The sequence below is a fragment of the Mesorhizobium neociceri genome, from assembly GCF_013520985.1.
Taxonomy (GTDB): Bacteria; Pseudomonadota; Alphaproteobacteria; order Rhizobiales; family Rhizobiaceae; genus Mesorhizobium; species Mesorhizobium neociceri.
The window spans coordinates 80316-95310 of the sequence record NZ_JACDTY010000004.1 but is presented as its reverse complement, the minus strand read 5'-3'; the positions used below and the strand labels follow the sequence as shown (position 1 = coordinate 95310).

Genomic DNA, 14995 nt, shown 5'->3' with positions numbered 1-14995 from the left:
CGCTTCCAGGTGGCGGGTTTTCAAGACCTGGACTGACCGACGGGATGTTTGAATGCCTTTGAAAGCAGAACTGCACTGCCATATTGAAGGGGCAGCGGCGCCCGAACTCGTCATTCGCCAGGCGCAGAAATATGGCAAGGACAGCTCGCCCTATATCCAGAACGGCTCGTTCGTCTGGCACGACTTCACCTCCTTCCTCGCGGCTTACGATTTTTCCGCCGATTTGTTCCGCACCGAGGAGGATTATGCTCGCCTCGCCGACCACTATCTGACCAGCCTTGCCCGCGACGGCGCCATCTATTCCGAGGTCTTCACCTCGCCCGACCATGCCGTCAGGGCCGGGCTGTCGCCCAAGGCCTATACCGATGCGCTCGGCGAAGGCATGCTGCGCGCGAAAGCCAAGACCGGCATCGAGGGCCGCATGATCGTCACCGGCGTGCGTCACGTCGGCGTCGAATCCATCGAACAGGCGGCACGCTTTGCGGCACGCTGCGGCAATCCGCTGGTCACCGGCTTCGGCGTCGCCGGCGACGAGCGCATGGGCGAGATGGAAGATTATGTCCGGGCTTTCGAGATCGCCCGCGAAGCCGGCCTCGGCATCACCATCCATGCCGGCGAGCTGACGGGATGGGAGACGGTGCAGGCCGCACTCGACCATATCCGCCCCTCGCGCATCGGCCACGGCGTGCGCGCCATCGAAAACCCCGACCTTGTCAGGCGCATCGCCGATGAAGGCGTGGTGCTTGAATGCTGCCCCGGCTCCAACATCGCGCTCAAAGTCTTCGACAGTTTCGCCGACCACCCCTTCCCCGCTTTGCAGGCAGCCGGCTGCAAGGTGACGCTCAATTCCGACGACCCGCCCTATTTCTGGACCTCGCTGAAGCGCGAATACGACATTGCCGCCGAGCATTTCGCTATGAACGAAAAGGCGCTGACCGCCGTAACCCGCACGGCGATCGAGGCCGCTTTCATCGACAGGAAGACCAAGGCAGCGCTTCTCGCACGGCTGAACGCCGTCGCACGCTGATCGCTTCACCGACGATTTCTGGCGACAAAACTGTGGCCGGCGCCGCCAGGCGGTTCCTTGGCCGGCGCATTGTCGCTAGGGTTGTTCCAAGCAGCGAAAAATTCAGGAGCAACCCATGCAGGGCGTCACCGTCGTCGACCACCCGCTTGTCCAGCACAAGCTGACCATCATGCGCAAGAAGGAGACGTCGACAGCCGGCTTCCGGCGGCTGCTGCGCGAGATCTCGCTGCTGCTCGGTTACGAGGTCACCCGCAACCTCGACCTGACGACCACCACCATCGAAACGCCGATGGAAACCATGGAAGCGCCGACGCTGGAGGGCAAGAAGCTGGTCTTCGCCTCGGTGCTGCGCGCCGGCAATGGCCTGCTCGAAGGCCTACTCGACCTGGTGCCAGCGGCGCGCGTCGCCCATATCGGCCTCTACCGCGACCACGAGACGCTCGAGGCGGTGGAATATTTCTTCAAGGCGCCGAGCGACCTCGCCGACCGACTGGTGATCGTCGTCGACCCGATGCTGGCCACCGCCAATTCAGCGATCGCGGCCATCGACAAGCTGAAGGGGCGCGGCGCCACCAACATCCGCTTCCTGTGCCTGCTGGCGGCGCCCGAGGGCATTGAGCGCTTCACCAAGGCGCATCCGGATGTCCCGGTCTTCACCGCTTCCATCGACCGCCAGCTCAACGAGAAGGGCTACATCATGCCCGGCCTCGGCGATGCCGGCGACCGCATGTACGGAACCAAATGAGGGCGGCTGGCAAAGCCAGCTGACATCCCGTCGTTTACCACCCGTTTACGCAAAGCCGTGGTTTCGGATGGCGTTAAAGCGGCAAATACCATGTTCGCATGAGAATGGGGCCTCCACGAAGGTCCATTCATGCTGCGCAAGCTTCTCATTCTGGGCGTTTTCGCCGGCACATCGGCGTCGATCCCGATCGTCTATCAGTCGAACCCGCAGACCCTCGATGGCCTGCTGAAGTCGACCGTCGCCAGCAAGCCGGCCGCGCAACCGCAGCCCGAGCTGAACCTCGCCTCGGTTCCCGACAAGCCGGCAGCACCGCTGCCCACCGGCCGCAAGGTATTGGTGGCGGCAGACGAGCGCGGCCATTTCACCTCCGCCTTCAAGCTCAACGGCCGCCAGGTCGACGGCATGATCGACACCGGCGCCACGCTGGTCGCCATCAACACCTCGACGGCGCGCCGCATCGGCATCTCGCTCAACCCGTCGGATTTCAGCCATCAGGTCAACACCGCCAACGGCGCGATCAGGGCGGCCGTGGTCACCATCGATCGCCTGCAGATCGGCAAGATCAGCGTCGACAACATCCAGGCGGTGGTGCTCGACGACCGGGCGCTGCAAACCAACCTGATCGGCATGAGCTTTTTGCAGCGGCTGGCAAAATACCAGGTCGAAAACGGCACCTTGCTGCTGGCGCAGTAGCGCCTTCCGGCTACCCGCGCGCCAGCACCCGCCGGATGACGGTCTTGTCGGCGCCCGGCTTTGAAGCCCCAACCGTATAGGCCGAGAGTATGGCGCCTGCGGCTGCCTCGGCATCCGCATCCGTGCGGGCATGGACCAACGCCAGCGCATCGCCGGCCCGCACCTCGGCGCCGATCGGCAGCAGCCTGGTGATGCCGACCGCATGATCGATCCGGTCGTCCGGCCGCGTGCGCCCGCCACCGAGCCCGACCACGGCAAGCCCGATGTCGCGTGTGGCAATGCCAGTGACAAAGCCATTCCCGGTCGCCTTGACCGCAAACTCCACTGCCGCCTTGGGCAGATATTTCTCCGGCTTCTCGACGAAATCGGCGGGACCGCCAAGGGCTGCCACCATCCGCGCGAAGGCAGCCGCCGCACGGCCTCCGCCCAGCGTCTCAGTCGCCCGCCTGAGGCCGTCCTGGTTGGACGAAACCAGCCCTGCCGATTGCAGCATCTCGGCGGCCAGCGCTAGCGTCACATCCTCCAGCCGCTTGTCACGGAACCGACCGGTGAGGAAATCGACGGCGTTGCGCACCTCCACCGCGTTGCCGGCCGCCGACGCCAGCGGCTCGTTCATGCCGGTGACCAGCGCCGAGGCCTTCAGGCCGGCGCCATTGGCAACCTCGACCAGACTGTTGGCAAGTGCGGTCGCGTCGCGCGACCTCTCCATGAAGGCGCCATTGCCGACCTTGACGTCGAGCACCAGCGACTGCAGGCCGGCCGCCAGCTTCTTCGACAGGATCGAGGCGGTGATCAGCGGCACCGATTCCACCGTCCCTGTCACGTCACGGATCGCATAGAGCCGGCGGTCGGCGGGCGCGAGGTCGGCGGTCTGGCCGATGATGGCGCAGCCGGTCTCCAGCACCGTCTTGCGAAAACGCGCCACATCCGGCTGGCTGATATAGCCGGGAATGGCATCCATCTTGTCCAGCGTGCCGCCGGTATGGCCGAGCCCGCGGCCGGAGATCACCGGCACATAGGCGCCGCAGGCGGCGACGATCGGCGCCAGCATCAGCGAGACATTGTCGCCGACGCCACCGGTCGAATGCTTGTCGGTGACCGGACCCGGCAGGTCCGACCAGTCGAGCACGTCGCCGGAATCGCGCATCGCCAGCGTCAGCGCCACCGCCTCATCGCGGCTCATGCCGTTGAAGAACACCGCCATGGCGAAGGCGCCGACCTGGCCGTCCGTGACGCTGCCCGAGGTCACGCCGGTGACGAAGGCCGCAATCTCCTGCGCCGACAGTTTCTGGCCGTCGCGCTTGCGGCGGATGATTTCCTGGGGAAGCATCAGGCGTCGCCCTTTGGCTCCGGCAACCCGTCCTGGAACACATGCGCAAGGATCGTCGCCAGCCGCGCGCCGCCGATCGGCGCCATGTCCTTGGTCTCCTGGTGCGACAGCTCCGCCCCGGTCATCCCGGCGGCAAGGTTGGTGATCACCGAACAGGCGGCAACGCGAAGCCCAAGGAAACGGGCGAGGATGACCTCCGGCACGGTCGACATGCCCACCGCATTGGCGCCCATGATGCGCGCCATGCGGATTTCCGCCGGCGTCTCGAAGCACGGGCCGGAAAACCACATATAGACGCCCTTGTGCAACGCTGTCCCGGTCGCCTTGGCGGCGCGTTCGATCGCCGAACGCAGGCCGGCATCATAGGCTTCGGTCAGGCCGACGAAGCGGCGGTCGCTCGGCTCGCCGATCAGCGGGTTGGAGCCGGAGAAATTGATGTGGTCGGTGAGCAGCATCACCGATCCTGGCAGCATGTCGGGATCGACGGAGCCGGCCGCATTGGTAAGGATCAGCTTGGTGATGCCAATGCCGGCAAGCACTTCCAGCGCCGGCCGCATTGCAGCCGCAACGCCATGCTCGTAATAGTGGGCGCGGCCGGACAGCATCAGCACAGGCGTGCCGGCAAACAGCCCCGCCACCACCTCGCCGGCATGGCCGGTCACCCCGCTGCGGGGGAAACCCGGCAGGTCGGCATAGGAAATGCGCACGGCATTTTCGACCTGGTCGACAAGCCCGCCCAGGCCCGACCCCAGCACCATGGCGGCGGTGGGCGCCAACCCGTCCAGCCGTTCAACGAGATGGTCCAGAGCTTCTTTCATGTCAGCCAATCTTCATTTCAAAATGTCGCCGCGGAACCCGTAGGGCAGCATGTCGCCCATGGTCACGGTCTCGACCACGCCGCCGTTGTCGCAGAGATAGAGCTTCGTGTCCGGCCGGCAGAATTCCGCCAGCCTTTGCCGGCAGCCGCCGCAAGGCGAGCACTTCGCCATACGCGAGGCAATGACGGCGATTTCCACGATCTTGCCGCCGCCGCCCATGATGTAGTGGCCGAGCGCGGTGGTCTCGGCGCACCAGCCTTCCGGATAGGATGCGACCTCGATGTTGGCGCCGGTGAAGACGCGTCCGTCCTCGGTCCGCAACGCCGCCCCCACTGGAAACTTCGAATAGGGCGCGTAGGCCTTGGCCATGGCCTCCTGCGCGGCTTCGAACAGATCATGCGACATTCAGACGTTCTCTCCGACGATCATGGTCAAAACCCGGCGCTTTGCGTTTTCCTGGCGCCTTTCAAGCACCGAGCCGCGTGTTCGGCTCAGCGATCTCAGACTAGCGTTATCGGATCACCGTTCCTTGACATAGGGCACGCCACCGGCGCGTGGCGGGATCGCCTTGCCGATGAAGCCGGCAAGCAGAATGACAGTCAGCACATAGGGCAGCGCCTGCATGAACTGCACCGGCACCTTGCCGATGAGCGGCAGAGGCGAGCCCTGCAGGCGGATCGCCGCCGCGTCGAGGAAGCCGAACAGAAGACAGGCGAACATGGCGTTGACCGGCCGCCATTTGGCAAAGATCAGCGCCGCCAGCGCGATGTAGCCCTTGCCGGCGGTCATGTCCTTCACGAAGCCGCCATTCTGCACCATCGACAGATAGGCGCCGGCAATGCCGGTCAGCACGCCGGTGCAGATCAGCGCCCGGTAGCGCAGCCAGGCGACCGAAATGCCGGCGGTGTCGACGGCGGCCGGGTTCTCGCCGACGGCGCGCAGCCTGAGGCCGAAGCGGGTGCGAAACAGCACCCACCAGGTGAACGGAACCATGGCGAAAGCGAGATAGACCAGGATCGAGTGGCCGGACAGAAGCTCGGAATAGATCGGCCCTATAATCGGCACGTCGTGGATGGCGGCAGCACCTGGCAGAGTGATGGCCTCGAAGCGCTCGCCCGGCTGCAGCGCCGGCGTGCGCCCACCTTGCTGGAACCAGGCCTGGCCCAGAATGATGGTTGAGCCGGCGGCAACGAAGTTGATTGCCACGCCGGAGACGATCTGGTTGCCGCGATGGGTGATCGAAGCGAAGCCGTGCACCAGGGCAAAGGCGACCGACATCACGATCGCCATACCGAGACCGAGGAAGGCCGAATGGAAGACCGAAGCGGCCGCCGCACCGGCGAAGGCGCCGACCAGCATCTTGCCTTCCAACCCGATGTCGAAAACGCCTGCGCGTTCGGAATAGAGGCCGGCGAGGCAGGCAAGCAGTAGCGGCACCGACAAGCGTATGGTTGAGTCGAGGATCTGCACGATGGCGATGAACACATCCATCTCAGGCACCCTTCCCTTTGACCGCTTCGATGCCGACCGACCTTGGACTGAACGAGGCGAACAGCGCCTGGACGTAGGGCCGGAACATGTGCTCCAGCGCACCGGCAAACAGGATGACCAGGCCCTGGATGATGACGATCATGTCGCGGGAAATCGCCGGCATCTCGAAGGCAAGTTCCGCGCCGCCCTGGTAGAGCATGCCGAACAGGATCGCCGCCAGCACGATGCCGACCGGATGCAGGCGGCCCATCAACGCCACGGCGATGCCGACGAAGCCGGCGCCGGAAACGAAGTCGATCGCCACATTGTGCTGGTCGCCCATCACCGGGTTCAGCGTCATCATGCCGGCCAGTGCGCCGGAGATCATCATGGCGATGATGATGATGCGGGTCTCCGAAATGCCGGCATAGCGCGCCGCCTTCGGGCTGTGGCCGTAGGTGCGCATCTCGTAGCCGAGCTTGGTGCGCCAGATCAGCAGCCAGACCAGGAAGGCCATGACCAACGCCAGCAGGAAGCAGATGTTGAAGGGCGCGGAGCGGATCTTGGCGCCGAACAGTTCGATGATCCAGTTGAGCTTCGGCAGTTCCGCCCCGGCGAGGAAGTTACGCGTCTGCGGCGCCTGCGAGGCCGCTGGCTTCAACGGCCCGACCAGGAGATAGACCATGATCGACGCGGCGATGAAATTGAACATGATGGTGGTGATGACGATGTGCGAACCGCGCTTGGCCTGCAGATAGGCCGGGATCAGCGCCCACAGTGCGCCGACCGCAGCCCCGGCGGCGATAGCCAGCGGGAAGGTCAGCCACCATGGCAGTACGCTGTCGAAGGCAAGGCAGACCACGCCCACGCCGAGGCCGGCAATGTAGGCCTGGCCCTCAGCGCCGATGTTGAACAGACCGCAATGCGCGGCCACAGCCACCGACAGGCCGGTGAAGATGAAGGTGGTGGCATAAAACAGCGTGAAGGCAATGCCGGTTCCCTTGCCGAAGGCGCCTTCGACCAGGATGACGGCGGCGCGGAACGGGTTCTCGCCGACCAGCATGACGACGAAACCGGCAACGATGAAGGCGACCGACAGGTTGATCAGCGGGATCAGCCCATAGTCGGCCCAGGCCGGTAGTTTGGCGTAAGGCGTGCTCATTCTGCCGCCTCCTGGCGCTCGACGCCCGCCATCAGCAGGCCAAGCTCGCCTTCGGTCGCCTCGGGGCCGCGCTCACCGACGATGCGGCCGGCAAACATCACCAGGATACGGTCGGACAGCGAACGGATTTCGTCGAGCTCGACCGACACCACCAGCACCGCCTTGCCCTGGTCGCGCATGGCGATCAGCCGCTTGTGGATGAATTCGATGGCGCCGACATCGACGCCGCGCGTCGGCTGGCCGACGATGAGAACACCCGGGTCTTGTTCCATTTCCCGCGCCAGCACGATCTTCTGCTGGTTGCCGCCGGAGAAATTCGCCGTCTTCAGGCGCGGATTGCCGGGACGGATGTCGTATTTCTCGATCTTGTCCTTGGCGTCGGCCATGATCGCGTCGATGTTGAGGAACGGCCCTTTGAGATAGCGCGGGTCGTCATGATAGCCGAGGATCGAATTCTCGTTCTCCTCGAAGGCCAGAACCAGCCCGACATGATGGCGGTCCTCCGGTACGTGTGCGAGGCCGCGGTCGCGCAGTTCACCCGGATCTGCCTTGCCGGTAAGGTCGATCGGCTTGCCGTCGAGCATAACCGAGCCGGAGACGGCGTGCCTGATGCCGGATATCGCCTCCAGCAGTTCGGATTGTCCGTTGCCGGCCACGCCGGCAATGCCGACGATCTCGCCGGCTTTGATATCGAAGGAGATGTCGTCGACCATGGTGACGCCGCGAGAATCCTTCACCGTCAGGTTCTTGACCGCGAGCTTGACGGCGCCGGCTTCCGCCTCGCCCTTTTCGACCCGCAACAGCACGCGCCGCCCGACCATCAGCTCGGCGAGTTCGCCCACCGTCGTCTTGCTGGTCTCGCGCGTCGCCACCATCGTGCCCTGGCGCATGACCGAGACATTGTCGGTGATGGCCATGATCTCGCGCAGCTTGTGGGTGATCAGCACCACCGTTTTCCCCTGGTCCTTCAACTGCCTGAGGATGCGGAACAGGTGATCGGCCTCGGCCGGCGTCAACACGCCCGTCGGCTCGTCGAGGATCAGGATTTCGGCGCCGCGATAGAGGGCTTTCAGGATTTCGACGCGCTGCTGCAGGCCGACCGGCAATTCCTCGATGATGGCGTCGGGATCGACCTCCAGCCCGTATTCGCGCTCGAGCCGCTCCAGTTCGGAGCGCGCCTTGGCGATGCTCTTTTTCAGCAGCGCATCGCTTTCGGCGCCGAGGATGATATTTTCCAGCACGGTGAAATTGTCGACCAGCATGAAATGCTGGTGCACCATGCCGATGCCGAGCGCGATGGCGTCGTTGGAGGTCTTGATCGACGCCGGCTTGCCGCCGACGCGGATTTCGCCGCTGTCGGCCTGGTAGAAGCCGTAGAGGATCGACATCAGCGTCGACTTGCCGGCGCCGTTCTCGCCGACAATGCCGTGGATGGTGCCGCGCGCGATCTCCAGGTTGATGTCGCGATTGGCGCGAACGGCGCCAAAACTCTTGTTGATGCCGATCAGTTCGATTGCGGCTTGCGCCATGCAGCCTGTCCCACTCTTATTTTTTTATCGCTTGGTCAAAATGCCTAGCATGATGCCCCACCCGTGCCAATTGGCGGCGCAACCATCACTCTCGACAAATCCCGGTGCGATTGTCAATTTCGAACGTGGCCCGGGACCTTCACATTCACTAATATACAAGGCTCAATATTCGCATCATTCTGCGACTGCGTGCGCCAGGACCGAAGGATTTTTTTAGATGATCATGCCTGCCGACCGGCTGACGACGCTGGAAATCCGCGCCGCCGAGCAGGAAAAGACCATCGAGGAACTGTCCGGCCAGATCGCCGAGCAGTGGACGGTGATCGAGCGCATGCAGCGCAAGCTCGATGCCCTGACCGAGCGCTTCATGGCGCTGGAGGAACAGTCGGCGCCTGATGTGCCGATAACCAAACCGCCGCACTGGTAGCAAGGAGAAGCCGATGGCCAGTGAAAGCGATCGCGTGGCGCGTGCCGGCGACTATGTGCTTGGCCTGATGAACGACCGCGACCGGGAGCGCGCCGAGCGCGACCTGGCGATCGATCCTGCCTTCCGTGACACGGTGATGCGGCTGGCCGAGCGCATGCATGTCTTCGATCGCACGGGGCGGCCGTCGGGCGGCAGCGACCGCTGGCAGCTGATCTCGCAGCGAATCGCCGAAATGCCGCAAATGCGCGTGGTCAGCCATGACGAAGCCAAACCGACTCCGGTAATCAGCAGGCTGGAGCGCCGTCCCTATGGCGTCGGCGTGCATTCGCTCGGCGGCCGGCGCGGCTTCGCCATCGCCATCGCGCTGATCGTGGTGTTTGCGCTGGGCTATCTCGTGGGCACTTTATAGCGCGCGAGACATCAGTGCCATCGGTTCGCCATCCTGCGCGAAGGTCTGCACCTCTACCCAGCCGAGCGCTTCGTAGAAGCGACGCGCTTGCCAGGTGTAGAGATAGAGCCTGCGTACACCAGCCGATGCCGCATGAGCTTCGACCGCTCTGACCAGCGCTGTGCCGATGCCGCGCCCTTGATGGTCTTGGTCAACGATCAGCCCGGCAAGCCATGGCGTCAAATCGTGTGCCGGATCGATCTCGTCGCGGACCAGCAGGCAACTCCCGATCGGCAGGCCCTGCTCTCGCGCAACGAATGCCGCCTCGAACCCATTGCCACCGAGCAATTCGCGAAGTCCGGCCGCGTCTTCTGCCAATGTTCGTTCTGTACCAGCGAAGAACGCGGCGAGCCGCTGCCTTGCGATCGGCTCGACGTCGCGCTCCGCCATGGCTTCGATTGTCGTCGACATCACGGCTACCCTCAAAAACAAAACCGCCGGGCTTTCACCCGGCGGCTCCAAAACTAGCGCTTGCCGATCAATACGGGCAGGCGTTGTCGGCGGTGTAATCGTGCACCTGGATCGTTCCGGCGATGATGTCGGCCTTGGCTTTTTCGACCGCTGCCTTCATCTCGTCGGTGACCAGCGCCTTGTTGTTGTCGTCCATGGCGTAGTCGACGCCGCCTTCCTTGAGGCCGAGATTTTGCAGGCCGCCTTTGAAGGTGCCGTTCTTGCCGTCCATGAAGGCGGTATAGACGGCAACGTCGACGCGCTTCAGCATCGAGGTCAGCACCTTGCCGGGCTGCAGGCCATTCTGGTTGGAATCGACGCCGATGCCGAGCTTGCCGGCGTCAGCCGCAGCCTGCAGCACGCCGACGCCGGTGCCGCCGGCCGCGGCATAGACCACGTCGGAGCCCTGGTCGATCTGCGTCTTGGCGATCTCGCCGCCCTTGGCCGGATCGTTCCACGCCGCGGGCGTATCACCGGTCATGTTCTGGATGACGTCGGTAGCGCCGGCAGACTTGGCGCCGCCGACATAGCCGCATTCGAACTTGCGGATCAGCGGAATGTCCATGCCGCCGATGAAGGAGACCTTCTTGGACTTCGAGGCCATCGCCGCCATGATGCCGACCAGATAGGAGCCTTCGTTTTCCTTGAAGACAAGCGAGCGGACATTGGGCAGGTCGACGGCGTCGTCGATGATGGCGAAGTTGAGGTCGGGATATTCCTTCGCGACCACCTTCAGCGCATCCTCCCAGGCGAAGCCGGCCATGACGATGGGGTTGCGGCCGTCTTCGGCGAAGCGGCGCAGCGCCTGCTCGCGCTGCGAGGCGTTGGACACTTCGAACTCGACATAGGCGGTGCCGGTCTCGGTCTTGAACTTTTCGGCGCCATGATAGGCAGCCTCGTTGAAGGATTTGTCGAACTTGCCGCCGAGATCGTAGAGGATGGCCGGCTGGACATCCGCGGCGAAAGCCGGAAGAACCATTGCGGTTGCGGCCAGGAGGCCGAGAACGATACGTTTCATGTGATCCACACCCTGTCGGTTATTTTTTTCCGTTACGCGCCGCCCGCCTGCCCGGTTCTCCGGCAGGCATGCGACATCAGCCAGGAGCGTACTCCCCTCCCGCTCCAGGCAATCTGGCACGGCCCGAAACAAAATTCACGCGGAATTTTGACCTTTTGGAAAAGCATGCCCAAGGCAGTGACAACCGTGGATGGTTGCCGCGTTGTCGTCGCCGGCCCGCCGGGACAACCCGTCAGCCCGGGGCGAATTCCCCGCCTCGCCGCCGGCGCCGGTAGCCGATCGCGTAGAGGAGCAAGGCTGCGACCGAAAACACCGCAAAGCCGGGCTGGGCAAGCACCCAGGCGATGCCGCCATCCCATATCATCGGGCTCGCCTTGGCGCGCACGAAGGTCTCAAAGGCCGCGCGGGTGTCGGGCGAAACCGCCAGCCAGCTCGAATTGAGCGGCGTCATGACCAGCGCGGAAGCCGCCACCGAGCGTGTCGCGTCGAGCACCGCCATGATGACGGCGACCGAAAGTGCGACCATGGCCGCGAGGCGAAACAGAAAACGCAACATCGAGATCTTCCTCCGGTCCTCAAGCTCCTCCCGAGGACCTTCCGGTCAAGACGAGGAATAGAATGCGTAGGACCGGTGTGCAATCGGCATACGCGAATTTGAAGCCCCCGTCCGCCTATATCGCCGCCTTTCGGCGGCGCCGATGGACGAGCCAGACGGCAAGGATGCCGCCGGCGATGGCGCCGACCACCAGCCCGGTAAGGCCGATGAACACAGCAAAGTAGCCGCAGCCGCCCTCGAAACAGCTGATGTCGGTGACTTCGGCGATGCCAGCGCCGAGCGCGAATCCGGCGACGGCGCCAACGACCGCCCCGAGGATGATGCCGAGCAGCGCGGCGACGATCGAAGCAAAGACCGACGGCGCTTGCGCTTGCTGTGCGGTATAGACGTCTGCGGATCCGGCTTCGCGACGCAGCAGGTAGATACAAAACAGGCCGATGCCGATTTCGGCGGCAGCGATGGCCAGACTTCTGGCGGAGAACACGAATTCCGGCACAGCCAGCACATAGGCCTGCCTTGCCAGCAGAAAGACGATAATGGCGATCTGCCAGAAGGTGAAATGGCGCGGGAAGTACGCCGAACGGCCGAAGGCGAGGCCGAGCAGATAGAGCCCCCACAGGATGGTGATGATGTCGAAGGCCAGCGCGCCAAGGACGAAATAGAAAACCGTCTCCGGCAGGCCGGAATTGCCCACCAGCCACCAGGCCGAGACCAGCCCATAGACCGACAACGCCATGACGAAGAGGAGCCAGACCACCGGGATGAAGGACAGGTCCGAACGCCCGGGCGGCGGCAACCCGCCTGGGATACCTCCGGCCGGCGTCCCGCTGGCCGGCTGTTGATTGCTCGATGTCATGTCTGGACGTTGCCCCCGCAAAGCCTCTGCCTCACTCGACAGCTGGCCCGGGGCGATGTCAAGCGCGGCCGGCCCTGCTGCCTTGCCTGTGCACACCATTCGGAGCCGAGGCGCCCTTGAAGCGAAGGCGTTGGCGGCCCGACGAAACGATGCATGGCCGGCAAAGCGAATAGACTGCCGTTATGGCTTGGCATTCGGCGCCGGATCGACTAGATGAGCCCCGCGCCTGTTTGATTGACGGGCGCCGGGAAGGGCATCCGCTGGTTGGCGGCGCCTATCGCGCGGGTCTCCCCCGCACTTCCCAAAGGGATGCATCTCCCCAACCCGCGCGGCAAAACCGGCCGGCGCGAAATGCAAGGACGGAGAGGTGGCCGAGTGGTTGAAGGCGCACGCCTGGAAAGTGTGTTTACGGGAGACCGTAACGCGGGTTCGAATCCCGCTCTCTCCGCCATCTGCGAACATATCTGCGAACTTCTGGGTCAGAGCTACCACCCGATCCGTTGGCAGAAGCCTCCACGGCTTTGCGCAGGTCCTCGATATGTCCTTCGATGTGAACCTCGGTTTGTCCTACCTCAACTCGCTGAACTATCGATTCGAGATAGATCTTGCGCCTGTGAACATTTGGGCCGTCCAGAATGTCCAAGAGCTGGTCTCGAAACAGCTGCATAGCAGCTGCGCTGACATCGCCAGCATCATCCATCGCTTCAACTGCATCATCGAGTTTCGAGCGGGTGAACTCCAGCTCATCTGCCGCAAGCCTGAGGTTCTTCTGAAAGAGCGGGTCCTTTTCCAAAGTGGGTGCAAGACGGAGGCTGGCCCACAATCCCTCCATGGCCACCTCTGCCGCCGACACACGGGAACGTAGTGCGGGCATTTCTCGAGATACTGATGCTGCTCGACTGCGCTCTCGGCGCTGCAGGCCACCGAGGAGTCCTTCCAGGTGGTCTTTGCTCAGCACGCGCGAGCGGACTGCGTTGAGAACGGCATCGTCCAGTTCCTTCTCCGGAATCGCCGGCCCACTGCACACCAATTTCCCCATATTGGCGGAACTGCAATAGTAGTAGCGGTACGTCTTCCCTGTTCGCAACGTCATGGCCTTGCCGCACTCCTCGCAATGCGCGATGCCGGACAACAGAAGACGACTGCTCACCTGCTTTGCCGCATGCATTTTGGGGTTGCGTTTGCCCAGCATGAGCTGAACTTCTTCGAACATGGTTCGCGAAATGATAGCCGGAATTTTCAGGAGAACAGGGTCCTGTTCCTCCCGATGCTCACTGATCGCCGGGTCTACGCCCCAGTAGTGATCACCGAAGTAGGAAGAGCAGGTTAGTATGCGATGGATTGCCTGGCTACTCCAACGGGCACCTGTTCTCGTCCATATTCTTCGGCTATTCAGCCACATCGCTATGGCCTTAACGCCAAGCCGCGGGCCTTGACCATCGCCATGCAGAGCCAATGAACAAATGCGCTCTACGATGGGGCGCCTGTCTTCGTCGATGGCCACCACCTTCCGGTCCCGCTGGCCTGGTGCAGGGACCAGCGTATACCCATCCGGCGTCATGCCGCCGGGCCACAAGCCGTTTTCGACCATTTGACGGCGTGCATTGATAGAATCTTCCGCCGACCTGATGGAGTGGTACTCATCGAACATTGTCGAAACGCGTTTGGCGACGAAACCGCCTGCGTTCCGCGCAAACGACTGCGAGACCGACAGAACCTCTATGCCGTGGGAACGAAGGAGCTGCTCAACTAGGGCGTAGTCGATTGACGATCTCGCGAACCGCGATGTCGTCCAGATGAGAACTACGTCAAACGGGCGCTCCAGAGCCTGGGCATCGGATACCATCATGCGGAACTGGGGCCGATTGGTCGTCTTTGCTGACTTGCCAGCTTCTTCGTACACGGTAACGACAATCCACCCGCGCTCCTTGCAGTATCTCCGCAGTTGTTTCTCCTGTTCTGGGATCGAGAGATTCGACTCGACACTTCTGCTGCTGGATACCCGAAGATAAAGAGCAACACGAATGGCCTTTTGTACGCCAAGCGCTTGAACGTTAGCCGTTCCTAATGCGAGAGCGCGTCTCTCTTGTGTTGACCTCAGGCGCGTCGACTTCGGTGCGCTCAGGTTCTCAATTGTCAGCTTTGGCGAGGGTGCCGATCGCTCCCTCCTTCGATTTGTCATATCGAGACTCCTTCCTCATTCTCTCCGTATGTCGCTGAAAGCAGTATCTCCAAGGCATCCAATTCGCGGATTGTGACTGTCAAATCTGATGGCATCAGCAGGCTGACCTGTCGTGCGTTCCGTGACGCCGTTTTCCTTTTTCGCTCGTAGAGAACCAGGTGCTCTCGACGGGTATCTGGTTTCGCCTGGGATCTTCGCTTGGAGTCATGTCCTCTTGGTCCTCGATTGGCAGATCGGCGTGAACGGTCGCCGCCGACTTTTCGGGACTGCAGCAGCGCTTTCTT

Annotated in this window: 16 protein-coding genes and 1 tRNA gene; 6 read left to right on the top strand and 11 right to left on the bottom strand. The window is 63.1% G+C overall.

The genetic code is table 11. The features are described from left to right. Positions 1-52 precede the first annotated feature (52 nt). The 3 genes from H0241_RS10670 (at position 53) to H0241_RS10660 (ending at position 2465) form a co-directional block, all read left to right on the top strand. Positions 53-1027 carry an adenosine deaminase gene (locus H0241_RS10670; protein ID WP_181057380.1) on the top strand — a complete coding sequence of 325 codons (975 nt, stop codon included), beginning with the start codon at positions 53-55 and terminating at the stop codon, positions 1025-1027. 115 nt (positions 1028-1142) lie between these two features. Further along, positions 1143-1772 (top strand): uracil phosphoribosyltransferase, encoded by a 630-nt coding sequence (gene upp / locus H0241_RS10665; protein WP_181057379.1) that lies wholly within the window; start codon positions 1143-1145, stop codon positions 1770-1772. 129 nt (positions 1773-1901) lie between these two features. Then, positions 1902-2465, top strand: coding sequence for a TIGR02281 family clan AA aspartic protease (locus tag H0241_RS10660; protein WP_181057378.1), 564 nt, complete (start codon positions 1902-1904; stop codon positions 2463-2465). A gap of 10 nt (positions 2466-2475) precedes the next feature. Here H0241_RS10660 and deoA read toward each other — a convergent pair whose 3' ends face one another. The 6 genes from deoA to H0241_RS10630 form a co-directional block, all read right to left on the bottom strand. Beyond that, on the bottom strand, positions 2476-3795 hold the full coding sequence (gene deoA, locus H0241_RS10655) for a thymidine phosphorylase (protein ID WP_181057377.1): 1320 nt from the start codon (positions 3793-3795) through the stop codon (positions 2476-2478). Beyond that, positions 3795-4613, bottom strand: coding sequence for a purine-nucleoside phosphorylase (locus H0241_RS10650; RefSeq protein ID WP_181057376.1), 819 nt, complete (start codon positions 4611-4613; stop codon positions 3795-3797). The genes deoA and H0241_RS10650 overlap by 1 nt, the downstream gene beginning before the upstream one ends. Before the next feature lie 12 nt (positions 4614-4625). After that, on the bottom strand, positions 4626-5018 hold the full coding sequence (gene cdd, locus H0241_RS10645; protein ID WP_181057375.1) for a cytidine deaminase: 393 nt from the start codon (positions 5016-5018) through the stop codon (positions 4626-4628). Between the two features lie 114 nt (positions 5019-5132). After that, entirely contained in the window at positions 5133-6104 is a 972-nt protein-coding gene (locus tag H0241_RS10640) for an ABC transporter permease (RefSeq protein WP_023683182.1), read from the bottom strand. Between the two features lies 1 nt (position 6105). Then, positions 6106-7245 (bottom strand): ABC transporter permease, encoded by a 1140-nt coding sequence (locus tag H0241_RS10635; protein WP_181057374.1) that lies wholly within the window; start codon positions 7243-7245, stop codon positions 6106-6108. Next, on the bottom strand, positions 7242-8774 hold the full coding sequence (locus H0241_RS10630) for an ABC transporter ATP-binding protein (RefSeq protein ID WP_181057373.1): 1533 nt from the start codon (positions 8772-8774) through the stop codon (positions 7242-7244). The genes H0241_RS10635 and H0241_RS10630 overlap by 4 nt, the downstream gene beginning before the upstream one ends. A gap of 220 nt (positions 8775-8994) precedes the next feature. Between H0241_RS10630 and H0241_RS10625 the strand changes: the two genes are divergently transcribed. Together H0241_RS10625 and H0241_RS10620 are read left to right on the top strand one after the other, a co-directional pair. Next, positions 8995-9201 (top strand): SlyX family protein, encoded by a 207-nt coding sequence (locus H0241_RS10625; protein WP_181057665.1) that lies wholly within the window; start codon positions 8995-8997, stop codon positions 9199-9201. Between the two features lie 13 nt (positions 9202-9214). Next, positions 9215-9610: a hypothetical protein gene (locus H0241_RS10620; protein ID WP_181057372.1), complete on the top strand. Its 396-nt coding sequence runs from the start codon at positions 9215-9217 to the stop codon at positions 9608-9610. Here H0241_RS10620 and H0241_RS10615 read toward each other — a convergent pair. The 4 genes from H0241_RS10615 to H0241_RS10600 form a co-directional block, all read right to left on the bottom strand. Next, positions 9605-10060, bottom strand: coding sequence for a GNAT family N-acetyltransferase (locus tag H0241_RS10615; RefSeq protein ID WP_181057371.1), 456 nt, complete (start codon positions 10058-10060; stop codon positions 9605-9607). The two genes, H0241_RS10620 and H0241_RS10615, sit on opposite strands and share 6 nt — an antisense overlap. Before the next feature lie 67 nt (positions 10061-10127). Further along, the gene (locus H0241_RS10610) at positions 10128-11117 is read right to left on the bottom strand and encodes a BMP family lipoprotein (protein ID WP_181057370.1); all 990 of its coding nucleotides are present in this window, start codon (positions 11115-11117) and stop codon (positions 10128-10130) included. A 232-nt stretch (positions 11118-11349) separates the two neighbouring features. After that, entirely contained in the window at positions 11350-11673 is a 324-nt protein-coding gene (locus H0241_RS10605) for a hypothetical protein (protein WP_181057369.1), read from the bottom strand. A 115-nt stretch (positions 11674-11788) separates the two neighbouring features. Then, on the bottom strand, positions 11789-12529 hold the full coding sequence (locus H0241_RS10600; protein WP_235984224.1) for a hypothetical protein: 741 nt from the start codon (positions 12527-12529) through the stop codon (positions 11789-11791). A 361-nt stretch (positions 12530-12890) separates the two neighbouring features. Between H0241_RS10600 and H0241_RS10595 the strand changes: the two genes are divergently transcribed. Further along, positions 12891-12980, top strand: a tRNA-Ser gene (locus H0241_RS10595). On the opposite strand, the gene H0241_RS36365 is transcribed toward H0241_RS10595, so the two are convergent. Then, positions 12936-14711, bottom strand: a complete 1776-nt coding sequence (locus H0241_RS36365) for a recombinase family protein (RefSeq protein ID WP_407941740.1) — start codon at positions 14709-14711, stop codon at positions 12936-12938. The genes H0241_RS10595 and H0241_RS36365 overlap by 45 nt on opposite strands. Positions 14712-14995: the final 284 nt, after the last annotated feature.

Coding starts and splice junctions, on each gene's coding strand:
- H0241_RS10670 (WP_181057380.1), top strand. CDS start 53: ATGCCTTTGAAAGCAGAACTGCACTGCCATATTGAAGGGGCAGCGGCG.
- upp (WP_181057379.1), top strand. CDS start 1,143: ATGCAGGGCGTCACCGTCGTCGACCACCCGCTTGTCCAGCACAAGCTG.
- H0241_RS10660 (WP_181057378.1), top strand. CDS start 1,902: ATGCTGCGCAAGCTTCTCATTCTGGGCGTTTTCGCCGGCACATCGGCG.
- deoA (WP_181057377.1), bottom strand. CDS start 3,795: ATGCTTCCCCAGGAAATCATCCGCCGCAAGCGCGACGGCCAGAAACTG.
- H0241_RS10650 (WP_181057376.1), bottom strand. CDS start 4,613: ATGAAAGAAGCTCTGGACCATCTCGTTGAACGGCTGGACGGGTTGGCG.
- cdd (WP_181057375.1), bottom strand. CDS start 5,018: ATGTCGCATGATCTGTTCGAAGCCGCGCAGGAGGCCATGGCCAAGGCC.
- H0241_RS10640 (WP_023683182.1), bottom strand. CDS start 6,104: ATGGATGTGTTCATCGCCATCGTGCAGATCCTCGACTCAACCATACGC.
- H0241_RS10635 (WP_181057374.1), bottom strand. CDS start 7,245: ATGAGCACGCCTTACGCCAAACTACCGGCCTGGGCCGACTATGGGCTG.
- H0241_RS10630 (WP_181057373.1), bottom strand. CDS start 8,774: ATGGCGCAAGCCGCAATCGAACTGATCGGCATCAACAAGAGTTTTGGC.
- H0241_RS10620 (WP_181057372.1), top strand. CDS start 9,215: ATGGCCAGTGAAAGCGATCGCGTGGCGCGTGCCGGCGACTATGTGCTT.
- H0241_RS10615 (WP_181057371.1), bottom strand. CDS start 10,060: ATGTCGACGACAATCGAAGCCATGGCGGAGCGCGACGTCGAGCCGATC.
- H0241_RS10610 (WP_181057370.1), bottom strand. CDS start 11,117: ATGAAACGTATCGTTCTCGGCCTCCTGGCCGCAACCGCAATGGTTCTT.
- H0241_RS10605 (WP_181057369.1), bottom strand. CDS start 11,673: ATGTTGCGTTTTCTGTTTCGCCTCGCGGCCATGGTCGCACTTTCGGTC.
- H0241_RS10600 (WP_235984224.1), bottom strand. CDS start 12,529: ATGACATCGAGCAATCAACAGCCGGCCAGCGGGACGCCGGCCGGAGGT.
- H0241_RS36365 (WP_407941740.1), bottom strand. CDS start 14,711: ATGACAAATCGAAGGAGGGAGCGATCGGCACCCTCGCCAAAGCTGACA.